We start from the raw sequence: 19,594 nt of genomic DNA on the forward strand, positions 1-19,594 counted from the left end.
CGATTCCGCCACCGCGTACACGCCCGTCCGGTGTGGCGGGCTCAGAGAGCGGTCATGTCACCGGTGTCGAACAGTTCGCCCCGCTCGGCGTCGGGCTCCCACAGGTCGGGTTGGGCGGGCTCCGGGGCCCCGATCCGCATCGCCTCCAGCTGGGCGGCGAAGGACAGCCCGCCGAACAGCGCCATGCCGGTGAGGTTGGCCCACAGCAGCAGCGCCATCATCCCGGTCAACGCCCCGTACGTCTGGCCGAACCCGCCGCCGAACCTGACGTACGCGGCGAGCAGCAGGCTCGCCAGCCACCACAGGACGGTCGCGATGCCGGCGCCGAAGTAGAGCCAGGACAGACCGGGCTGCTTGCGCCGGGGCGCGTGCCGGAAGATCACCGCCACCGCGACCACGGTCAGCACCAGGCTCAGCGGCCAGCGCACCGCCCCCCAGACACCGGCGGCGAGGTCACCCCACTCGTAGTGCCGCTGCACCGACTCGCCCATCGCCCCACCGCCGACCAGGATCAGGAACCCGGCCAGCGCGGGCAGGCCGGCGACCACGGCCAGCACCGCCGCCCGCAGGTACTTCCACAGCGCGGGACGGTCCCGTTCCACCCCGTAGATCCGGTTCGCGCCGCGTTCGATCTGGGCCATCGTGGTGGTCAACGCGACCAGGCCGGTGATCAGGCCGAGGGTCAGCGCCAACTCGCCCCTGCTCTCGGTGCGGTCGCCCTCGCCGAGCAGTTCCTGCACCACCTGTTCGCTCTGCCCGGGGGTCAGCGCCAGCACGGTGTCGGCGACCACCCGGCCGCCCTCCTCGACACCGAGGTCGCTGATCAGGCCGGTGAGGGCGATCATGAACGGCACGACGGCGAGGCAGAGTTGCAGGGCGAAGGCCCGGGAGTGGCTGAACCCGTCGCCGTAGCGGAACCTGATGAAGCCGTCGCGCAGCAACTGCCAGCCACCGTGCCGGCGCAGCGTACGCCAGGCGTCGTCGGCGGAGAGTTCGTCCGACGCCATCAACCGGGTCTCGGGGACGAGCCGGGTGCTACTCACGGCGGGCTTCCCCGACCAGTTTCTCCCCGCGCTGCGCGGCCGCGTCGGCGTCGTGGGCCAGGTCGGGGTCGCCGGCCGGGCGCGGCACGCACAGCCAGAGCGACTCCGGCCTGATCTCGGCGGTCAGGGTGCGCCCCGGCGCGATCAGGTCGCCGTCGAGCTGCCGGGGCTGGGCCCGGTTGCTGGCGATGACGACCTTCCGGGCCCGGTGGACCTCCATCCGGGGGACGCTGCCCCGGCGGCGGACCAGGGCCCAGCCCATGGCGAGCCAGTGCCGGACCCGGTTGGGGGTGAGCACGGCGACGTCGAGCCAGCCGTCGTCGGGCTCGGCGTCGGTGAGCAGGCGCACCCCGCCCTGGAGCCGTCCGACGTTGGCGACGAGCACGGTGCGGGCCCGGCGACGCATGGGCGGCCGGTCGTCGATGCGGATGGTGAGCCGCATCGGGCGGTCCCGCAGGTGCTTCGCGGCCCCCACCACGTACGCGGGCCAGCCGATGCGGGCCTTGGTGGTCTCGGAGGTGTCCGCCAGCATCTGCGCGTCGAAGCCCATCCCGGCCATCACCGCGAAGCAGCTGTCGTCGACGACGCCGACGTCGAGCCGGCGGCGGCCCCGTTCGACGGCGACCTGGAGGCCGGCGGCGAGGTCGTTGGAGAGCCCGAGGTTGGCGGCGAGCAGGTTGCCGGTGCCCTGGGGCAGCACGGCGAGTTCCACGTCGGTGCCGGCGAGCGCGGTGACGCAGGCCATCACCGTGCCGTCGCCGCCGCAGGCGAAGACCAGTTCGGCGCCGGCGGCGACGGCCTGCTCGGTCTGCCCCCGGCCGGGGTCCTCGGCGCTGGTCTCGTACCAGGTGGGGGCGGGCCAGCCGGCGGCGGCGAGGGCCTCGTCCACGGTCGCGCGGAACTCGTCGAGGTCGGCCACCTTCGTCGGGTTGACCACCACCGCCGAACGCGGGGGGCGGTCGCCGCCGGTCACCGTACGCTTCTGCTCTGCACCGTCCACGGCGTCAGTGTGCAGCACCCCGGCCCGGTCAGCGACCCGGCGACGGCCGACGTTGCGTTGACCGCAAACAGGTTTGAGCCGGGCCGGGCCGGGGGCGGCCGGTCAGGCCGCCGTACGCAGCGCCGACTCGACCCGTCGGCGCAGGTCGTCGAGGTCCGCGCCGGCCTCGGTGAGCACCGTCGCGCCCAGGCCGCCGCCCTCGCGGAGCACCCCGAGCAGCAGGTGTTCGGTGCCGATGTGCCGGTGGCGCAGCCGCAGCGCCTCGCGTAGCGCCAACTCCAGTGCCGTGCGGGAGCGCGGCGAGAGCGGCCCGCCGAGCGGTCGGCGTAGCCGCCACCGGCTGCGGGGGGCCGGGACCGCCTCGCGCAGGGCGTCGGGGCCGAAGGTGTCCTCGATGCGGGCGACGATGGCCGCGAGGTCGATGCCGATCTCGCGCAGCGCGGCGGCGTCGGCCTCGCCGAGCCCCGTGCCGCCGTCGCCGGTGTGCCGCCCGATCCGGGCGCGCAGGTCGTCGGCGTCGAGGCCGGCGGCGGTGAGCACCCGGCAGGCGAGCCCGTCGCCGTCAGCCAGGACGGCGAGCAGCAGGTGCTCGGTGCCGACGGGTCGTCCCCCGTCGATCTTGGCCTGCTCGACCGCGTGCCGGACGACCGCGCGGGCGCGGTCGGTGAACCGTTCGAACATCATGCCTCCCCGGTGCCGTGGACCGCCGGTCGCCCGGCGTGCTTCTTGTGGACCGCCTGCCGGCTGACCTCGAGCGCGTCGGCGATCTCCTGCCAGGACCAGCCCTGTCGTCGGGCGTTGTCCACCTGGACCACCTCCAGCCGTTCGAGGAGCCGGCGCAGGGCGCGCACGGCGCGCAGGCCGACCCGGGGGTCGGTGCTGCCGGCGGCCGCCGCGAGTTCCGTCGCCTGACTCATGCTGTCAATGTACGTTGACACGCCCCGAGCGTCAACCTCAGTTGACGACGGCGTCGGCTACCCGACACGACGCCGGACGGCCCGGTCCGGGCCGGCGGCGGTGCTACGGTCCGCTGGTGTTCCGTCGCCGCACCGCTGACCAGCCCGTCGAGGCGGCCCGCCGGCTGCCCGTCGGCCGGGTCGAGTGGGAGGTCGCCGGCGGCACCGTGGCCGGCCACCGCTACTCGGCCAACTTCGACGCCCTGCACGTCGACCCGGAACTGCCGTTCGCGGTGGTCGTCGACGGCATGGGCGAGGGCGAGGGCAGCCGCGTCGCCGGCAGCACCGCCCGGGACACGCTGCACGAACTGGTCCGCGCCGGCTGGCCCGCCGTCGGCCCGCGCGAGCTGCGCGCCGCGATCACCGAGGCCCAGATCCGGGTACGCCGGGCCGGCGCCGCCATCGACGAGCTGGCCGGCTGCACCCTGACCGCCATGCTCGCCCAGCCCGACGGCGAGCTGGCCTGGATCGTCCAGCTCGGCGACTCCCGGGCCTACCGGCTGCGCGACGGCCTGCTGGAGCTGGTCACCGTGGACCACACGATGGCCTGGCTCGGAGTGCTGCACGGCTGGTGGCCGGCGAACTCCCGGGAGGCCGCCCGTGCCCGCTACCAGCTCCTGCGCTACCTCGGCCATCCCGACCGGCCGGACCCGGACCTGCTCGGGGTGCCGCTGCGCCCCGGCGACACCTGGCTGCTGTGCACCGACGGGGTCAGCGACCAGCTCGACTACCACCGGCTGCGGGACCTGCTCGCCGGGCCGGACCCGACCCGGACGGTACGCGGCCTGCTCGCCGCGAGCCTGGCCGAGGGCGGCAGCGACAACGCCACCGCCGTCGTGCTGCGCGTGCACCCGGCGACCGGAGGACACCCGTCCGACTGATCCGGCTCCACCGCCCGCCCGCCGCGACTAGCGTCGGTGGGGACGGCGTGGGCGTGGGTGCGGACGCCCGGGAGGTGAACCGGATGACCGGGTCCACGGGTGGGCCGGTGGTGGTCGGTGTCGGGCCGGCACCGGACGACCTCGCGGTGGTCCGGCTGGCCGCCCGCGAGGCCGCCGCACACGGCCGGGGGCTGGCCCTGCTGCACGCGTTCAACTGGGAGGCCGCCCTCGTCGGCCCGTCGGTGGCCGGCAGCCGGGACGCCGCCGAGGAACTGGTCGCCCGCGCCGCCACGGCCGCGAACGAGGTCGAACCGGCGGTGCCGGTCAGTGGGGAGATCGTCGAGGGGGCACCGGTCGAGGCCCTGATCCGCCGCTCCGCGACGGCGTTCCTGGTGGCCATCGGGGACGGCGGGATGGCCGGCTGCGGCGCCTGCGTACCGGCCGACGCGCCCGCCGTGCAGCTCGCCGCCCGCGCCGGCTGCCCGGTGCTGGTGGTCCGCCGCGACCCCCCGCCCCCGGGCCCGGTGCTGGTGGGGGTGGACGGCTCACCCAGCTCCCGGGCCGCGCTCGATTTCGCCTTCGACTGCGCCGCCCGCCGGCAGGCCCGGGTCATCGCGGTCCGGGCGGTCGAGCCGGGACGACCCGACGACGACGTGCTGGGCGCGCTGGTCGCCGAGGTCGGCCGGCAGCACCCGCGGGTGCCGGCCGAGTGCCACACCGTGCGCGGCGACCCCGGCACGGTCCTGGTGGAGCAGTCCCGGTCGGCGCAGGTGGCGCTGGTCGGCGCGCGGGGCGACCAGCCGGGGCGGGGCATGTTGGGCGAGGTGAGCCAGACCCTGCTCTACCACGCGCCGGCTCCGGTCATCGTCGTCCGTGGAATTGTTTCCGCCGTACCGGCCGGGGCATGACGTCCCCAGCGGCCGGGACCAACGGCCCTGACCGGTGATCCCACGAACGCGAAGACTGGGTCTGCCCGGGGCGAATCGGCGCTTCCGGGTGCAGAACCCCCCGACCCGCGAGAGGCTTTGGCAGCATGGACACCGCTCTCGACCTGCACAGCCCCCTGACCGACGACGAGCTGCGCCGGCTGGACGCCTACTGGCGGGCGGCGAACTACCTGACCGTCGGGCAGATCTACCTGCTCGACAACCCGCTGCTGCGCGAGCCGCTCGCCCCCGAGCACGTCAAGCCCCGCCTGCTCGGCCACTGGGGCACCAGCCCCGGCCTGAACCTGCTCTACGCCCACCTCAACCGGGTCATCGTCAACCGTGACCTGTCGGCCATCTTCGTCACCGGCCCCGGCCACGGCGGCCCGGCCCTGGTGGCGAACACCTGGCTGGAGGGCACCTACAGCGAGCTGTACCACTCGGTGAGCCGCGATGAGACCGGCATGCAGCGGCTGTTCCGCCAGTTCTCCTTCCCCGGCGGCATCCCGAGCCACGTGGCACCTGAGGTGCCGGGCTCGATCCACGAGGGCGGCGAGCTGGGGTACGCCCTGAGCCACGCCTACGGCGCGGCCTTCGACAACCCGGACCTGCTGGTCGCCTGCGTCATCGGCGACGGGGAGGCGGAGACCGGGCCGCTGGCGGGGAGCTGGCAGTCGAGCGTCTTCCTCAACCCGGCCCGCGACGGCGCGGTGCTGCCCATCCTGCACCTCAACGGCTACAAGATCGCCAACCCGACGGTCATGGACCGGATCCCCACCGAGGACCTGCTCAACCAGATGCGCGGCCACGGCTACCAGCCGTACCTGGTCGCCGGGGACGACCCGGAGCAGGTGCACCAGCTCCTCGCCGCCACCCTGGACCGGGCCTGCGACGAGATCGCCGAGATCCAGCGGGTGGCCCGCTCGGGCGGCCACGTCGAGCGCCCCCGCTGGCCGATGATCATCCTGCGCACCCCGAAGGGCTGGACCGGCCCGGCCCAGGTCGACGGCAAGCAGGTCGAGGGGACCTTCCGCGCCCACCAGGTGCCCATCGCCGAGGTACGCGACAACCCGGCGCACCTGGCCGAGCTGGAGCGCTGGCTGCGCAGCTACCGGCCGGAGGAACTCTTCGACGCCACCGGCGCCCCGGTCGCCGAGCTGACCGCGCTGCCGCCGAAGGGCGAGCACCGGATGAGCGCCAACCCGGTCACCAACGGCGGGCGGGTGCTGCGCGACCTGACCCTGCCGGACTTCCGCGACTACGCCGTTGACGTCAAGCAGCCGGGTGAGCCGGTGGTCGGCGCGGCCGGGGTGCTCGGCACCTGGGTCCGCGACGTCATCACCGCCAACCCGCAGACGTTCCGGCTGTTCGGCCCGGACGAGGTCGCCTCCAACCGGCTCGGTGCCGCGTTCGAGGTCACCGACCGGTCCTTCGACGGCCGGATCGAGACCACCGACGACCACCTCTCCCCCGACGGCCGGGTGATGGAGGTGCTCTCCGAACACCTCTGCGAGGGGTGGCTGGAGGGCTACCTGCTGACCGGCCGGCACGGCATCTTCACCAGCTACGAGGCGTTCATCCACATCGTCGACTCGATGGTCAACCAGCACGCCAAGTGGCTGAAGGTGACCCGGGGCATCCCCTGGCGGGAGCCGATCGCCTCGCTGAACTACCTGCTGTCCAGCCACGTGTGGCGGCAGGACCACAACGGCTTCTCGCACCAGGACCCGGGCTTCATCGACCACGTGGTCAACAAGAAGGCCGAGGTCGTCCGGGTCTACCTGCCGCCGGACGGCAACACCCTGCTCTCCACCATGGACCACTGCCTGCGCAGCCGGCACTACATCAACGTGGTGGTCGCCGGCAAGCAGCCCGCCCCCAACTGGCTGACCATGGACGAGGCGGTCCAGCATTGCCGGCGCGGCCTGGGCATCTGGGACTGGGCCAGCACCGACGAGGGCCAGGAGCCGGACGTGGTGCTCGCCTGCGCCGGTGACGTGCCGACCCTGGAGACCCTCGCCGCCGCCGACCTGCTGCACCAGCACCTGCCCGAGCTGAAGGTGCGGGTCGTCAACGTGGTCGACCTGATGCGGCTCCAGCCGTCGTCGGAGCACCCGCACGGCCTGCCGGACAACGAGTTCGACACCATCTTCACCCGCGACAAGCCGATCATCTTCGCCTACCACGGCTACCCGTGGCTGATCCACCGGCTCACCTACCGCCGGGCCAACCACGACAACCTGCACGTGCGCGGCTACAAGGAGGAGGGCACCACCACCACGCCGTTCGACATGGTGATGCTCAACGACCTGGACCGGTTCCACCTGGTCATCGACGTCATCGACCGGGTGCCCGGCCTGGCCGCCCGCGCCGCCCACCTGCGGCAGGAGATGGTCGACACCCGGCAGGCCTGCCGCGACTACACCCGCCGCCACGGCGAGGACGACCCCCGGGTCGCCGAGTGGCGCTGGCTCCGCGAGACCCAGCCTCAGCAGCTCGACGGGCAGTGACACCCCCGGGGCCCGTGGTGGGCCGGTCACCGGTCGGCCCACCATCGGCCACCCGCCAGGAAAGGACGAGACGATGAACCCCGACGAGATCCTGGTCGGCTACGACGGTTCCGCCGACGCGGGCGTCGCCGTGGACTGGGCCCTGGCCGAGGCGCAGCGCAGCGGACGCCCGGTCCGGCTGGCGTACGTCTTCGAGTGGATGACCGTCGCCGGCTGGGTCGGCCCGGGGGTGGCCCCCGGGGTCTGGCCGGACGACAACGCCCGGCGGCAGGTCGAGGAGCTGGTGCACCAGGCCGCCTCGGACGCCACCGCCGCCTGGCCCGGCGTCACCGTGCACGGTGAGGTCTTCGACGGTCCGCCCGCGCTGGTGCTGGAGGAACGCTCCGCCGAGGCCGGGCTGCTGGTGCTCGGCAGCCGGGGCCACGGCGGTTTCACCGGCCTGCTCGCCGGCTCCACGGCGGTCTCGGTGGCGGCCCACGCGCACTGCCCCGTCGTCGTGGTACGCGAGGCGCAGGCGAAGGTCACCGGCCCGGTGGTGGTCGGCTACGACGGTTCCGAGCAGGCCGGCACGGCACTCGGGTTCGCCGTGGAGCGGGCCGCCCAGCGGGCCGCCCCGCTGCGGGTGCTGCGGGCCTTCGAACCGCCGGACGACCGCTGGCGGCCCTCCGACCCGGACGCCGAGGCCCGGCTCGCGGCGGACCGGGCCGAGATCGAACAGGCCCTCGCCGGATGGCGGGAGACCTTCCCCGAGGTCCCGGTGACGGTGGAGATCGCCCCGGCCCGGCCGGCTGCCGCGCTCGTCGAGGCGAGCCGGGAGGCGCAGCTCGTGGTGGTCGGCAGCCGGGGCCGGGGCGGGCTGCGCGGGATGCTCCTCGGCTCGGTCGGCCAGCAGCTCATCCAGCACGCGCACTGCCCGGTCGCCGTCGTCCGGGAACGCTGACCGGGCGGGTCGGGCGGGGCGGGCGGCTGTTGGGCCGATGTTGCGGTGATCCGACGACCTGACACCGCAACATCGGCCCCGGCGCGTGGATCACCACGGGGGTGGGTGGATCAACGCGGGGCGGGCGGGTCGGGGTCCAGGGCGAGGTAGGTCTCCTCCTCCTGGGCCAGGTGCAGGCGCAGCACCGCGTCCAACCCGTACAGGCTGGCGAGCAGGTCGGGCACCTGGTCGGGGCGCAACCGCCCGTCGGCCCGGGCCAGGTGACCGCCGATCGCGTCCACCAGCCGGTGGATCTCCACGTGTTCCCGGCCCATCGTGGACGTCGCCTCCCCGCCCAGCGGGCCGGCCAACGCCGGATAGAGCTGCCGTTCCTCGGCGCTGTCGTGCGGCAGCACCTCGTCGGTGAGCCGGCGGTGCGTGTCACGCAACGCCGGCAGGCACCCCTCGGCGCTCGGCCGGGTCGCCACCAGGTCGGCGGTGTCGCGTACCCGGGCGAGCACGTCACGTACGCCTGCGTGCTGACCCGCGTACCGGTCGAGCAGGGCGCGGGCGGCCGGCGGGACGTCCGGGCGGCGCAGCCCGCCGCGCAGCGCCCGCAGCGCGTTGAGGATCACCAGCACGTCGATGCCCTCCTGGAGGAAGGCCCCCGCCACCGGCGGCAGCCGGCCGGCGGCGGCGACCAGCATCGCGAGCACCGCCAGCCCCATCCCGACGGCGGCGCTCTGCACCGCGATCCGGCGGGCGTGCCTGGCGATCTCGACGGCGTCGGCGAGCCGGTCCAACCGGTCCACGGTGATCACGGCGTCGGCGACGTCCGCCGAGGCGGTCGCCCCGGTCGCCCCCATCGCCACCCCGACGTGCGCCGCCGCCAGCGCCGGCGCGTCGTTCACCCCGTCGCCGACCATCACGGTGACCGCCCGCTGCGCCTCCTGCCGGACCCGGGCCACCTTCTGCTCCGGGGAGCACCGGGCCAGCGCCTCGTCCACCCCCACCAGCCGGGCCACCTGCTCGGCGGTGCGCGGCCGGTCCCCGCTGAGCAGGAGCAGCCGGGACAGTCCGGCGTCCCGCAGCCGCCGCACCGTCCGCCGGGCGTCGGGACGGACCGGGTCCTCCAGCAGGACCGCCCCCAGCGGACCGTGGTCGTCGCTCACCCACACCGTCGACCAGCCGGCCAGCTCGGCCCGCTGGCGGGCCTGCTCCGCCCAGTCGGGCAGGTCGCCGGTGAGCTGCCCGACCCGCACCGGCCGGCCGTCGACCCGCCCGCTGACCCCGCGCCCCGGCTCCTCGGTCACCTCCGTCGGCGTGGTCAGCCGCAGCCGCCGCTCGCGGGCCTGCCGCACCAGCGCCACCGCCAGCACGTGCGGGGAGAGCTGCTCCACCGACGCGGCCAGCCGCAGCACCTCGTCCCGGTCGCCGCCGGGGCCGGCCACCGTCTCCGCCGCCCGGGGCCGCCCGGCGGTCAACGTGCCGGTCTTGTCGACCAGCAGGGTCCGGGCCCGGCCGAGCAGCTCCAGCGCACCGCCGTCCCGCACCAGGACACCCCGGCGGGCCGCCCGGGACAGCCCGGAGACGATCGCGATCGGGGTGGCCAGCAGCAGCGGACACGGCGTCGCCACCACCAGCACGGCGACCGCCCGGACGACCTCCCCCGACCACCACCACGCCACCCCGGCCAGCAGCAGGGTGAACGGCACGAACGCCGCCGCGTACCGGTCGGCGAGCCGGACCGTCGGCGCCCGGTGGGCGGTCGCCTCCCGCGCCAACCGGACGATCCCCGCGTAGGTGCTGCCCGCCGCGTCCCGGGTGGCCCGCAGGCCCACGGCGGCGCCCGCGTTGACCACCCCGCTGGAGACCTGCTCCCCGGCGGCCCGGCCCACCAGTTGCGCCTCGCCGGTCACCACCGACTCGTCGAGCGTCGCCGGGGCCGCGAGCACCCCGTCGACGGGCACCACGTCCCCCGGCCCGACCAGCAGGTCGTCCCCCACCGCGACCCGGTCCAGCCCGACCACCTCGATGCCCCCGTCCGGGGTGCGCCGCCGCGCCTGCCGGGGTGCCCGCGCCAACAGGGCGCGCAGGTCGCGGGTCGCCCGCCCCCGGGCGTACGCCTCCAGCGCCCGGCCGGTCGCCACCATCACCGCGATCACCGCCCCGGCCAGGTACTCCCCGACCAGCAGCGCACCGGCCAACGCCAGCACGGCGATGACGTCCACCCCGAACCGCCGCCGCCACCACTGACGCAGCACCGCCCCGACCGCCGGCACCAGCGCCCCCAGGGTCGCCGCCGCCCACACGGCGTCGGCGGGGCCACGCCGCCCGGTCAGCCACAGCGCCGCCCCGACCAGCAACGCCCCGCCGAGCAGGGCCAGCGGCGTCCACTCGCGCCAGCGCACCGGACGCCTGTCGACCGGCCGCTGCGGAACACACTCCTGCGGTGCCGCGTCCACCTGCGGATCGTCCCAGCAGGTGGCCGGCGGGAACCGGGAACAGGGAAACCGCCGGGCCGAAATGCCCCCGAGGGGGGACCTGGGGACCGTGCGCAGGGCCGGGTCGGCAGGCCAGGATGGAACGGTATCCCCACCCCGGGGCCGACGGGGTGGGGCACGATGGGAAAGAAACGGAAAGGTAGTGCCGATGAGCCACCAGACGCCCGCGACGGACCGCCCGCTGACCACCGCGCTCGCGGAGGCGGCGGCGACGGCAGGTCACGCCCCCTCGGTGCACAACACGCAACCGTGGCGCTGGCGGGTCCTGCCGGACGCCCTGGAGCTGCGGGCGGTCCGGGAGCGGCAGCTCTCCGCCGCCGACCCGGAGGGCCGCCTGGTGGCGGTGAGCTGCGGCGCGGCCCTACACCACGCCCGGGTGGCGCTGGCGGCCGAAGGCTGGACGGCGGTGGTCGAGCGGCTGCCCGACCCGCAGCAGCCGGACCTGCTGGCCCGATTGACCGGCCTGACCCGGTCCGGGGCCGACCCGGAGGCGATGCGCATGGTGCAGTGCATGCAGGTACGGCACACCGACCGTCGCCCGGTCAGCGACGAGCCGGTGCCCGCCGGGGTGGTCGACGACATCGTCCGCGCGGCCGACGCCGAGGGTTCCCGGTTGCAGATCCTCGACGCCGACCAGGTGATGGAGCTGGCCGCGACCGCCTCGCACGCCGGCACGGTCGAGGCGGAGGACCCGCAGACCCGCGAGGAGTTGCAGTACTGGACGCACCGGGCCGACGCCGGCACCGGCCTGCCGCCGGAGGTGCTGCCGCAGGACCAGCCGCAGACCACCGTCCCGGCCCGGGACTTCGGCAGCCCCGGCGACCTGCCGGTCGGCCCGGGGCACGACAAGGCCGCCGTGTACGGGCTGCTCTACGGCGACGAGGACGAACCGGACAGTTGGCTGCGGGCCGGTGAGGCGCTCTCCGCGCTGTGGCTCACCGCCACCCGGCACGGGGCGTCGGTGGTGCCGCTGTCCGGCGTGGTCGAGGTGGCCGGCACCCGGCAGACGCTGCGGCAGCTGCTCAGCGGGCTCGGCTACCCGTACCTGGTGCTGCGGATCGGGATCGCGGACCCGGCGCACGCCGGCCCGCCGCACACCCCGCGGCTGCCGGCCGCGCAGGTGGTCGACACCTCCGCCGTACGCGACCAGCGGCCCTGACGATCTCGTGCCCGGCGGTCACCGGACGGTAACATCGCCCGCGTGGCCGCCAGCACCCCTGCTTCCCGCAACGAACACCAGGTCCCCTCGCTGGGGCTGAGCCCGCTGTCCCGGGTCCGCCTCGACGAGCTGCTCCAGGAGATGCTCGACCGCGTCGGCGACGTGGTGACCAGCCGGGAGCGGCTGCGGGCGCTGCTCGACGCGGTGGTCGGCATCGGCACCGACCTCGACCTGCGCAGCACCCTGCAACGGATCGTGCAGGCGGCCTGCGAGCTGGTCGGGGCCCGCTACGGCGCGCTCGGCGTGATCGGTCCCGACCGGCTGCTGCACGACTTCATCACCCACGGCATCGACGCCGAGCTGCACGCGAAGATCGGTGACCTGCCGCACGGGCGGGGGGTGCTCGGCCTGCTGATCGACGAACCCCGCCCGGTGCGCATGCCCGACATCACCCAACACCCCCAGTCGTACGGCTTCCCGCCGAACCACCCGCCGATGCACAGCTTCCTCGGCGTGCCGGTACGCATCCGCGAGCAGGTCTTCGGCAACCTCTACCTGGCCGAGAAGCAGGGCGCCCCGGAGTTCACCGAGGACGACGAGGAGATCGCCGTGGCGCTGGCCGCCGCCGCCGGCGTGGCCATCGAGAACGCCCGGCTCTACGCGCTGGCCCACCGCCGGGAACGCTGGCTCGCGGCCACCGCCGAGATCACCTCGGTGCTGCTCGGCGAGGTACGCCGGACCGACGCGCTGACCCTGGTGGCCCGCCGGGCCCGGGAGGTCGCCGAGGCGGAGCTGGCGCTGGTGCTGCTCTACGACGAGGACGCCGGGCAGTTCACCGTCGAGGTGGTCGACTCCGCCGACGGTGACGCCGACGGGCTGGTCGGCGCGCTGCTGCCGGCCAGCGAGACCAGCTTCGCCGGCCCGGTGACCGAGCGTCGCCGGGAACTGCTGGACAACCTGGCCGAGGCGGCACCCTGGCCGGTGCCGGTGGTCGCCGGCCCGGCCGTGGTCTCCCCGCTCGCCGCCGCCGACACCCTGCACGGGGTGCTGGTGGTCGCCCACCGTCCCGACGCCGGCCGGGCCGCCGACGCCGACGTCACCCTGCTGGCCAGTTTCGCCGGTCAGGCGGCCCTGGCCATGGAGCGGGCCCGGGGGCAGGAGGAACGGGAGCTGCTGGTGGTCCTGGAGGACCGCGAACGCATCGCCCGGGACCTGCACGACGTGGTGATCCAGCGGCTGTTCGCCACCGGCCTGCAACTGCAGAGCGGCGCGATGCACGCCCGCCCCGACGTCGCCAAGCGGATCAACGCGGCCGTCGACGACCTCGACGCCACCATCCGCGACATCCGCCGCACCATCTTCGAGCTGCGTACCCCGATGAGCGCGGCGCTGCGCACCGAGATCCGGGAGGCGGTCGACGTGGCCGCCGGGTCGCTGGGCTTCCGGCCCGCCGTCGAGTTGGACGGCCCGATCGACAGCGCCGTGCCGGAACCGGTCCGCCCCGACCTCACCGCCGTGCTCCGCGAGGCGCTGTCCAACGCGGTACGCCACGCCGAGGCCAGCCGGGTCGCCGTCGCCGTGCGGGTCGACGCCGGCCGGGTCACCGTGACGGTCACCGACGACGGGGTGGGCTGCGACCCGGCCGCCGCCCGGGGTGGCCTGGTGAACCTGCGCGAACGCGCCGAGCGGCACGGCGGCGAGTTCGAGGTACGCCGGGTCGAGCCGCACGGCACGCAACTCTGCTGGTCGGTCCCGCTGCGCGACTGATCCCCCCGGGGCGGCCCACCCGGGCGGTGGGTCAGTGGCGTTGGCCGAGGAGGCGGGTGGCGAGCACGGCGGCCTGGGTGCGGCGTTCCAGGCCCAGCTTGGCCAGCACGCTGGAGACGTAGTTCTTCACCGTCTTCTCGGCGAGGAACATCTTGCCGGCGATCTCCCGGTTGGTCAGCCCCTCGGCCACGTACTCCAGGATGCGGCGCTCCTGCTCGGTGAGGGTCTTCAACTCGCGGGGCTGCTCGACGCCGCTGCGGATGCGTTCCAGCACCCGGGTGGTGATCGCCGGGTCGAGCAGCGACTGCCCGGCGGCGACCCGACGGACGGCGTCGACCAGGTCGGTGCCCCGGATCTGCTTGAGCACGTACCCCGCCGCGCCCGCCATGATCGCGGCGAACAGCGCCTCGTCGTCCTCGTACGAGGTGAGGATCAGCCCCTTGATCGACGAGTCGACCGCCCGGACGTCCCGGCACACGTCGATGCCGTTACCGTCGGGCAGCCGGGCGTCGAGGATCGCCACGTCGGGGCGGAGGGCGGGAATCCGCCGGGCCGCCTCCTGCGCGGAGCCGGACTCGCCGACCACTTCGATGTCGCCGCTGCTCTGCAACAGGTCGGCCAGGCCACGGCGGACGACTTCGTGGTCGTCGAGGAGGAACACCCGGATCATCCCTCGTTTCTACCCGCCCGGAGCAGCCCGTGCACGGGCCGAAGGTCCCTAACCCGGCGCGTCACCCCGGGGAGGGCGGCCCGGCGGGTCGGGACGTCCGGCCCTGCCCGGCCCACCCCCGGGTGACGGACCGTGGAGGGGAACCACCACCGGGAACCGGGTCGGCGTCGGCCGGCCGGGGCGACGCGTTCCCCGCTCGGGGTGGAGCGGCACGAACCGCCACGGAAGGAGCACGACCATGGGCACCGGGTACACCGAGGCGCAACTACGGGCCGCCGTCACGGACGCCGTCCGGGCGCCCTCCCTGCACAACACCCAGCCGTGGCGGTTCCGCCTGCGCGACGGCGGGATCGAGGTGTCGGTCGACCCGGCCCGCCGGCTGCCGGCCACCGACCCGAGCGGTTGGGGCACCCGGATCGCCGGTGGGGCGGCCCTGTTCAACCTGCGGCTGTCCCTGGCCGTGGCGGGCACCCCGGCCACCGTACGGCTGCGGCCGTACCCGGCCGACCCGGACGTGCTGGCCCGGCTGGTCCCGGACCTGCCGCGCCGCCCCACCCCCGCCGAGCAGAGCCTGTACGCGGCGATCGGCCGCCGGTTCAGCAACCGGGCGCCGTTCTGGCCCGACCCGGTGCCCGCCGACGCCCGCTGGCGGCTCGGTGAGGCGGCCCGTGCCGAGCAGTGCTGGCTGGAACTGGTGATCGGGGTGAGCGCCGTCAACGCCTTCGCCGAGGTCGCCCGCAGCGCCCACCGGGTGCTCGAACGCGACCCCGCCTACCGGGCCGAACGCGCCGACTGGGTGCGTACCGAGCCCGCTCCCGACGGGGTGCCGGCCCGTGCCGGAGGCCCGCAGACCGAGCCGCAGGATCTGCTGCCGTCGCGGGGCTTCGGCGGCCTGGACCGCGCGCCCGGCCGCGACTTCGAACCGGAACCGCTGGTGGCGGTGCTCGGCGCGGCCGGCAACACGGTCGTCGACCAGGTGCTGGCCGGGCAGGCGTTGCAGCGGGTGCTGCTGACCGCGACGGACGCGGGACTGGCGGTGTCGCTGCTGTCGCAGCCGATCGAGGTGTCGGGAGCACGGGAGGCGCTGCGGCTGTCGCTGGGGCGTTTCGGCACGCCGCAGATGGTCATGCGGATCGGGTACGGCCAGCCGGGGGTGGCGACCCCGAGGCGGAGCGTGGACGAGGTACTGGACGTGGCGGTGGCACCCGGCTGACTACCGTCACGAGAATTCGGATCTCGGGCCATGGCCGATCATCCCGGCAGACCGATCTGGCGGGGAGAGTGCCGCACCCGAACGCGCCTCGCTCCATCACGCCGATACGGGTCGGCCGGCGGTGTGCGGTGACGTCGTGGGTGCTGGTCACCGGGCCAAGGCCTCCGGAAGAGGACCGGCGTGCAGGACGTCCAGCCGGGAGACGGCTCGGGTGAGAACGACGTAGAGGCGGTGCAGGCCTCGCGGTTCGGCGCGGACGACCTCGTCCGGTTCCACCACCACGACGTGGTCGAACTCCAGACCTTTCGCCAGGGTGGCGGGCAGGACGGTGACCCGGTGCTCGTCGTCCTGCTCGGCTGTGTCGACGGCGATGTCCGCCTGTTGCAGGGCCTCGGTGAGCTCGCCGACCCGTGCGTCGGTCGTGATGACCGCGATGGAACCTGGTTGATCGAGCGCCGCCCGGACACGGTCGACGGTGGCGGCTCGCAGGTCTTGCTCGTGACGTACGGTGAGTTCCCCGTCGGCGCGGACGGAGCGCGTGGCCGGTGCGGTGACGTGCAGTTCGGGAAGGAGCTTGTTGGCGAACGCGAGCACCACGGCAGGAACGCGGAAGCCGGTGGTCAGCGCGGTTACCGGCGCGTCGGGTTTGCCGAGGTGTGCCATCTGTTCGTGCCAGTCGGCGGCTGCCCATGCGGTGGTGCCCTGGGCCAGGTCGCCCAGTACGGTTAGCGAGCCGTGCCGGCTGCGGCGCGCCAGTGCGCGGCACTGCATGGCAGACAGGTCCTGCGCCTCATCGACGACGAGGTGGCCGAAACCTTCCGGGTGATCGATCAATCCGGCGATCTCGTCCAGCAGTACCGCGTCGGCGGTTGACCAGGCCGCGCTCTTGAAGCTGCGGGGTGGCCTGCGCCAGAGCAGGGCTTGCTGTTCCTGGTCGGTCAGGATGCCGTCAGCGGCCCGGGCCAGCATCGCCTTGTCGCTGAACAGGTTTGTGAGCAGTTCTTCCGGGCGGATCTTGGGCCAGGCCTGGTCGAGGACGGCGACCACCGGTCGGGCGCGTCCGGTCTTCTCCAGCCATCTGTGGCCGGGCATCTCGGCGCGGTACTCCAACTGCCGCTGCAGCAGTGCGACGATGCGTGCGCGCAGCCGCTCCCGACCGACGCCGTAGGGCATGTCCTCGCGCCGGACGGTCTCCACCTCCCGGATCAGGACGTTGAGCGGAATCCGTAACCGGTAGGAACCGTCCGGCAGCGCGATCGGCTCGGTGGGTGTGCTGATCAGCCCGGTCAGGGCGCGGTGCAACACCTGGGCCATCCGCGCGTCGTGTTTGACGAGCGCGGCCTCCGGGCTGTCCTGCGCGCGGATGCTCTGCCGGCCGATCACCTCTTCCAGGGTTCGCTGCTGGACGTCCACCTCGCCGAGCGCCGGCAGCACCGCGGAGATGTAGTGCAGGAATGCCGGGTTGGGACCGACGACCAGGACACCGGTGCGCTTGAGCTGGAGCCGATGGGCGTAGAGCAGGTAGGCGGCGCGGTGCAGCCCGACTGCGGTCTTGCCGGTGCCCGGGCCGCCCTGCACGCACAGCGACCGGTCCAGGTCGGTACGCACCAGCTCGTCCTGGTCGGGCTGGATGGTGGCGACGATGTCGCGCATGGGGCCGACGCGGGGCCGTTCGATCTCCCTGGTCAGCAGTTCGCTGGTGGTGCCGAGTTCTTCACCCCGGTCAAGTCGCTCGTCCTCGAAGCCGGTCAGTTCCACCGGATGCCGGGTGGTCCAGCCGAAGCGCCGGCGCGCGGCGACACCGAGCGGGTTGCGGGCGCTCGCTCGGTAGAAGATCGAGGAGACTGGCGCGCGCCAGTCGATGACGAGCGGTTCGCCGTGCTCCTCGTTGATGCGCCGCCGGCCGATGTAGTAGTTCTGGCCCAGGTGTTCGCCCGCGTCCTCGTCGGTGCCGAACTGCAGCCTGCCGAAGTAGAGCGGGCTGTCGGGTTCCTCGGCCAGTTCCTTGGCATAGCTCTTCAGGTACCTGCCGAGCGTCTCCGAGGTGTAGCGGTCACCGGCGATCTGCTCTCCGGTGGCGACCCGCATGCGCGCGTGGTCCAGCATCCAGGACAGCGCCTTGCGGGCGCGCTCGAGGAAGGCCAGCTCGGTCAGGAACTCGTGATCGAGTTCGTGTTCCTCATCAAGGTGGCCAGGTGGAGACGCGGAGGTCATGGTCTGCCCTTCGATGCTCGGGTGCGGAACGCCGTACCGCCAAGCAAAATATCTTAACCGAGTAACGTTTTTAACTGAGCCTCATCCTGCGTGGCGGGCTGCCGGTGACGCAGGGGGCTTGCGGGGTCAGGCCGGATGGTGGGTGGCGAGCAGGGCGGCCTCGCGCGCCGGGTCGAGGCCGACAGTCGTCCGCACCGGTCGCCCCGCGCGCGGCGGGACCGCCCCCACCCGGTCCAGCCAGCGCCAGGTGTCGCCGACCGTCTCGGCCACCGGGCGGCAGGTCAGCCCCGCCGCGTACGCCTTCTCGACGCCGCGCTCCTGCAACCACCGGTATTCGTGGCCCGGGGGAATCCAGACCGGCAGGTCGTTCCAGGGCTCCACCCCGGCGGCGAGGATCGGTTCCGGGTCGGTCCACCGCAGCCGGGCGTCGGCACCTGTCGCCGCCACCGCCTCGCGCAGCAGTTCGCCCATGGTGGTGTGCCCCGGACGACTGATCACGTTGAACGCCCCGCCGACGCCCTCGACGGCCCGGTCCAGGGTGAAGGCCGTCAGGTCACGGACGTCGACGTACTGCACCGGCAGGTCGGCCGGGCCGGGGGCGAGGACGTCACCGCCCCGGGCCACCCGGTGCAGCCACCACGGCAGCCGCCCGATGTCCTCCCCCGGCCCCAGAATCAGCCCGGCCCGCACCAGCAGCGCACGCTCCCCGAACACCTCGGTCGCGGCCAGCTCACCGCCCGCCTTGCACCGGGCGTAGTCGTCGTCGCGGGTGTCGTCGGCCGCCGACGGCACCACCGCCGACTCCTCGCCGACCCCGGGGAGCACCGGCGGGGCGTAGACCGAGCCGCTGGAGACGTAGGCGTAGTGCCCGGCGGAGCGCAGCAGCGTGGCGGCGTCGCGTACCGCGCGGGGCGCGCCGTCCCAGGTGTCGACCACCACGTCCCACGCGCCGCCGGCCAGTTCGGCCAACCCGCCCGGCGCGGTCCGATCACCCCGCAACCGGTGTACGCCCGGCGGGGTCGGCCCGTGTATCCCCCGGTTGAACATGGTCACCGTCCAGCCCCGGCGTACGCCCTCGGCCACGATGGCGGAACCGACGAAACCCGTACCGCCCAGCATCAGCAGTCTCATGGGCCCCACCCTGCCGGCCCCGGGCCCCGGTGGGGCACCCTGTTCACCGGCAGCGGATCTGCCCTCGGCAGAACCCCCGCTCCCCCGCCGCTCCACCCGGGTCCTGACCTCCTCACCCGCCCCCGCGCGCATCCCCCCGCGCCCCGTCCCCGGGCGTCGTTGCGCATATTCGCCACACAGCGGTATCCGCCCCGGCCCGAAGCCGCAATTTCGGCCCCGTGACGATGGGCGCACGTTGTCGCCCGGGGGGATGCCCGGCCCCTGGTCTCGGGAAGGGACGGACCGAACATTCGGCGCACATTCCGGTCCGTCCACCGACGCGCCGACAATGGGTCCCGGGGGCGGGTAACTTCACGGACACCGATATGCCTGTCAGGCATGGTCATGACCCACAGGAATGAAGCTCTCCGCGCACTACGGGCCACACCCCGCCCCCACAGGCAACGGCTGACGCAAAGTCCGGCGGCGGTCAGCTGCGCCTCCCGGCTGCGGGCGAACCAGGCCGGCGCCTGCGCCGCGAAGGTCGAGTCCCGGATCACCCCGTGACTCCCATGCCGGCCCGAATGGGCGGTACGACCCCCGGTGCCGGTGCGAGGGTTGTCCGGTGTCGTCCGGTCCGACCCCGGTCGCCGTGACCGGCGGCACCCCCGGGCCGGAATCCCGACCCCGCCCCCGGCGTTACACCCCCCGTACGACCGCAG

General features: G+C 74.3%; 15 protein-coding genes. 7 read left to right on the plus strand and 8 right to left on the minus strand.

All coding sequences use genetic code 11. The features are described from left to right. Positions 1-41 precede the first annotated feature (41 nt). The 4 genes from B5D80_RS03050 to B5D80_RS03065 form a co-directional block, all read right to left on the minus strand. Entirely contained in the window at positions 42-1,043 is a 1,002-nt protein-coding gene (locus tag B5D80_RS03050; RefSeq protein ID WP_088642211.1) for a YihY/virulence factor BrkB family protein, read from the minus strand. Next, positions 1,036-2,043: a diacylglycerol/lipid kinase family protein gene (locus B5D80_RS03055; RefSeq protein ID WP_088642236.1), complete on the minus strand. Its 1,008-nt coding sequence runs from the start codon at positions 2,041-2,043 to the stop codon at positions 1,036-1,038. The genes B5D80_RS03050 and B5D80_RS03055 overlap by 8 nt, the downstream gene beginning before the upstream one ends. Before the next feature lie 102 nt (positions 2,044-2,145). Beyond that, a complete protein-coding gene (locus B5D80_RS03060) occupies positions 2,146-2,724 on the minus strand; it encodes a Clp protease N-terminal domain-containing protein (RefSeq protein ID WP_088642212.1) in 579 nt (192 codons plus the stop codon). Continuing rightward, the gene (locus B5D80_RS03065) at positions 2,724-2,960 is read right to left on the minus strand and encodes an HTH domain-containing protein (protein ID WP_088642213.1); all 237 of its coding nucleotides are present in this window, start codon (positions 2,958-2,960) and stop codon (positions 2,724-2,726) included. Before B5D80_RS03065 ends, B5D80_RS03060 begins: the two co-directional genes overlap by 1 nt. Before the next feature lie 116 nt (positions 2,961-3,076). Between B5D80_RS03065 and B5D80_RS03070 the strand changes: the two genes are divergently transcribed. The 4 genes from B5D80_RS03070 (at position 3,077) to B5D80_RS03085 (ending at position 8,256) form a co-directional block, all read left to right on the plus strand. Then, on the plus strand, positions 3,077-3,880 hold the full coding sequence (locus tag B5D80_RS03070) for a PP2C family protein-serine/threonine phosphatase (protein WP_088642214.1): 804 nt from the start codon (positions 3,077-3,079) through the stop codon (positions 3,878-3,880). An 83-nt stretch (positions 3,881-3,963) separates the two neighbouring features. Then, positions 3,964-4,788 carry a universal stress protein gene (locus B5D80_RS03075; RefSeq protein WP_088642237.1) on the plus strand — a complete coding sequence of 275 codons (825 nt, stop codon included), beginning with the start codon at positions 3,964-3,966 and terminating at the stop codon, positions 4,786-4,788. Positions 4,789-4,913: 125 nt separating this feature from the next. Beyond that, entirely contained in the window at positions 4,914-7,316 is a 2,403-nt protein-coding gene (locus B5D80_RS03080) for a phosphoketolase family protein (RefSeq protein WP_088642215.1), read from the plus strand. 73 nt (positions 7,317-7,389) lie between these two features. Beyond that, positions 7,390-8,256: a universal stress protein gene (locus tag B5D80_RS03085; protein ID WP_088642216.1), complete on the plus strand. Its 867-nt coding sequence runs from the start codon at positions 7,390-7,392 to the stop codon at positions 8,254-8,256. Positions 8,257-8,366: 110 nt separating this feature from the next. Here the strand turns inward: B5D80_RS03085 and B5D80_RS03090 are convergent, their stop codons facing one another. Next, on the minus strand, positions 8,367-10,700 hold the full coding sequence (locus tag B5D80_RS03090; protein ID WP_088642217.1) for a heavy metal translocating P-type ATPase: 2,334 nt from the start codon (positions 10,698-10,700) through the stop codon (positions 8,367-8,369). A gap of 187 nt (positions 10,701-10,887) precedes the next feature. On the opposite strand from B5D80_RS03090, the gene B5D80_RS03095 reads away from it, so the two are divergent. Then, positions 10,888-11,898: an Acg family FMN-binding oxidoreductase gene (locus B5D80_RS03095; protein ID WP_088642218.1), complete on the plus strand. Its 1,011-nt coding sequence runs from the start codon at positions 10,888-10,890 to the stop codon at positions 11,896-11,898. A gap of 96 nt (positions 11,899-11,994) precedes the next feature. Then, the gene (locus B5D80_RS03100; RefSeq protein WP_088642238.1) at positions 11,995-13,665 is read left to right on the plus strand and encodes a sensor histidine kinase; all 1,671 of its coding nucleotides are present in this window, start codon (positions 11,995-11,997) and stop codon (positions 13,663-13,665) included. Between the two features lie 31 nt (positions 13,666-13,696). Here B5D80_RS03100 and B5D80_RS03105 read toward each other — a convergent pair whose 3' ends face one another. After that, positions 13,697-14,335 (minus strand): response regulator, encoded by a 639-nt coding sequence (locus B5D80_RS03105; protein WP_067310092.1) that lies wholly within the window; start codon positions 14,333-14,335, stop codon positions 13,697-13,699. Between the two features lie 238 nt (positions 14,336-14,573). On the opposite strand from B5D80_RS03105, the gene B5D80_RS03110 reads away from it, so the two are divergent. Next, positions 14,574-15,548: an Acg family FMN-binding oxidoreductase gene (locus B5D80_RS03110; RefSeq protein WP_088642219.1), complete on the plus strand. Its 975-nt coding sequence runs from the start codon at positions 14,574-14,576 to the stop codon at positions 15,546-15,548. Positions 15,549-15,695: 147 nt separating this feature from the next. Here B5D80_RS03110 and B5D80_RS03115 read toward each other — a convergent pair whose 3' ends face one another. Together B5D80_RS03115 and B5D80_RS03120 are read right to left on the minus strand one after the other, a co-directional pair. After that, positions 15,696-17,762: a HelD family protein gene (locus B5D80_RS03115; protein WP_088642220.1), complete on the minus strand. Its 2,067-nt coding sequence runs from the start codon at positions 17,760-17,762 to the stop codon at positions 15,696-15,698. A gap of 126 nt (positions 17,763-17,888) precedes the next feature. Then, positions 17,889-18,893, minus strand: coding sequence for an NAD-dependent epimerase/dehydratase family protein (locus B5D80_RS03120; protein WP_088642221.1), 1,005 nt, complete (start codon positions 18,891-18,893; stop codon positions 17,889-17,891). Positions 18,894-19,594: the final 701 nt, after the last annotated feature.

It is taken from the genome of Micromonospora wenchangensis (genome assembly GCF_002210435.1).
GTDB classification, from domain to species: Bacteria; Actinomycetota; Actinomycetes; order Mycobacteriales; family Micromonosporaceae; genus Micromonospora; species Micromonospora wenchangensis.

What these genes read in the sequence shown, in the direction of transcription:
- B5D80_RS03065 (WP_088642213.1), bottom strand. Translation starts at nt 2,960, where the DNA reads ATGAGTCAGGCGACGGAACTCGCGGCGGCCGCCGGCAGCACCGACCCC.
- B5D80_RS03120 (WP_088642221.1), bottom strand. Translation starts at nt 18,893, where the DNA reads ATGAGACTGCTGATGCTGGGCGGTACGGGTTTCGTCGGTTCCGCCATC.
- B5D80_RS03095 (WP_088642218.1), top strand. Translation starts at nt 10,888, where the DNA reads ATGAGCCACCAGACGCCCGCGACGGACCGCCCGCTGACCACCGCGCTC.
- B5D80_RS03105 (WP_067310092.1), bottom strand. Translation starts at nt 14,335, where the DNA reads ATGATCCGGGTGTTCCTCCTCGACGACCACGAAGTCGTCCGCCGTGGC.
- B5D80_RS03115 (WP_088642220.1), bottom strand. Translation starts at nt 17,762, where the DNA reads ATGACCTCCGCGTCTCCACCTGGCCACCTTGATGAGGAACACGAACTC.
- B5D80_RS03075 (WP_088642237.1), top strand. Translation starts at nt 3,964, where the DNA reads ATGACCGGGTCCACGGGTGGGCCGGTGGTGGTCGGTGTCGGGCCGGCA.
- B5D80_RS03080 (WP_088642215.1), top strand. Translation starts at nt 4,914, where the DNA reads ATGGACACCGCTCTCGACCTGCACAGCCCCCTGACCGACGACGAGCTG.
- B5D80_RS03060 (WP_088642212.1), bottom strand. Translation starts at nt 2,724, where the DNA reads ATGTTCGAACGGTTCACCGACCGCGCCCGCGCGGTCGTCCGGCACGCG.
- B5D80_RS03110 (WP_088642219.1), top strand. Translation starts at nt 14,574, where the DNA reads ATGGGCACCGGGTACACCGAGGCGCAACTACGGGCCGCCGTCACGGAC.
- B5D80_RS03085 (WP_088642216.1), top strand. Translation starts at nt 7,390, where the DNA reads ATGAACCCCGACGAGATCCTGGTCGGCTACGACGGTTCCGCCGACGCG.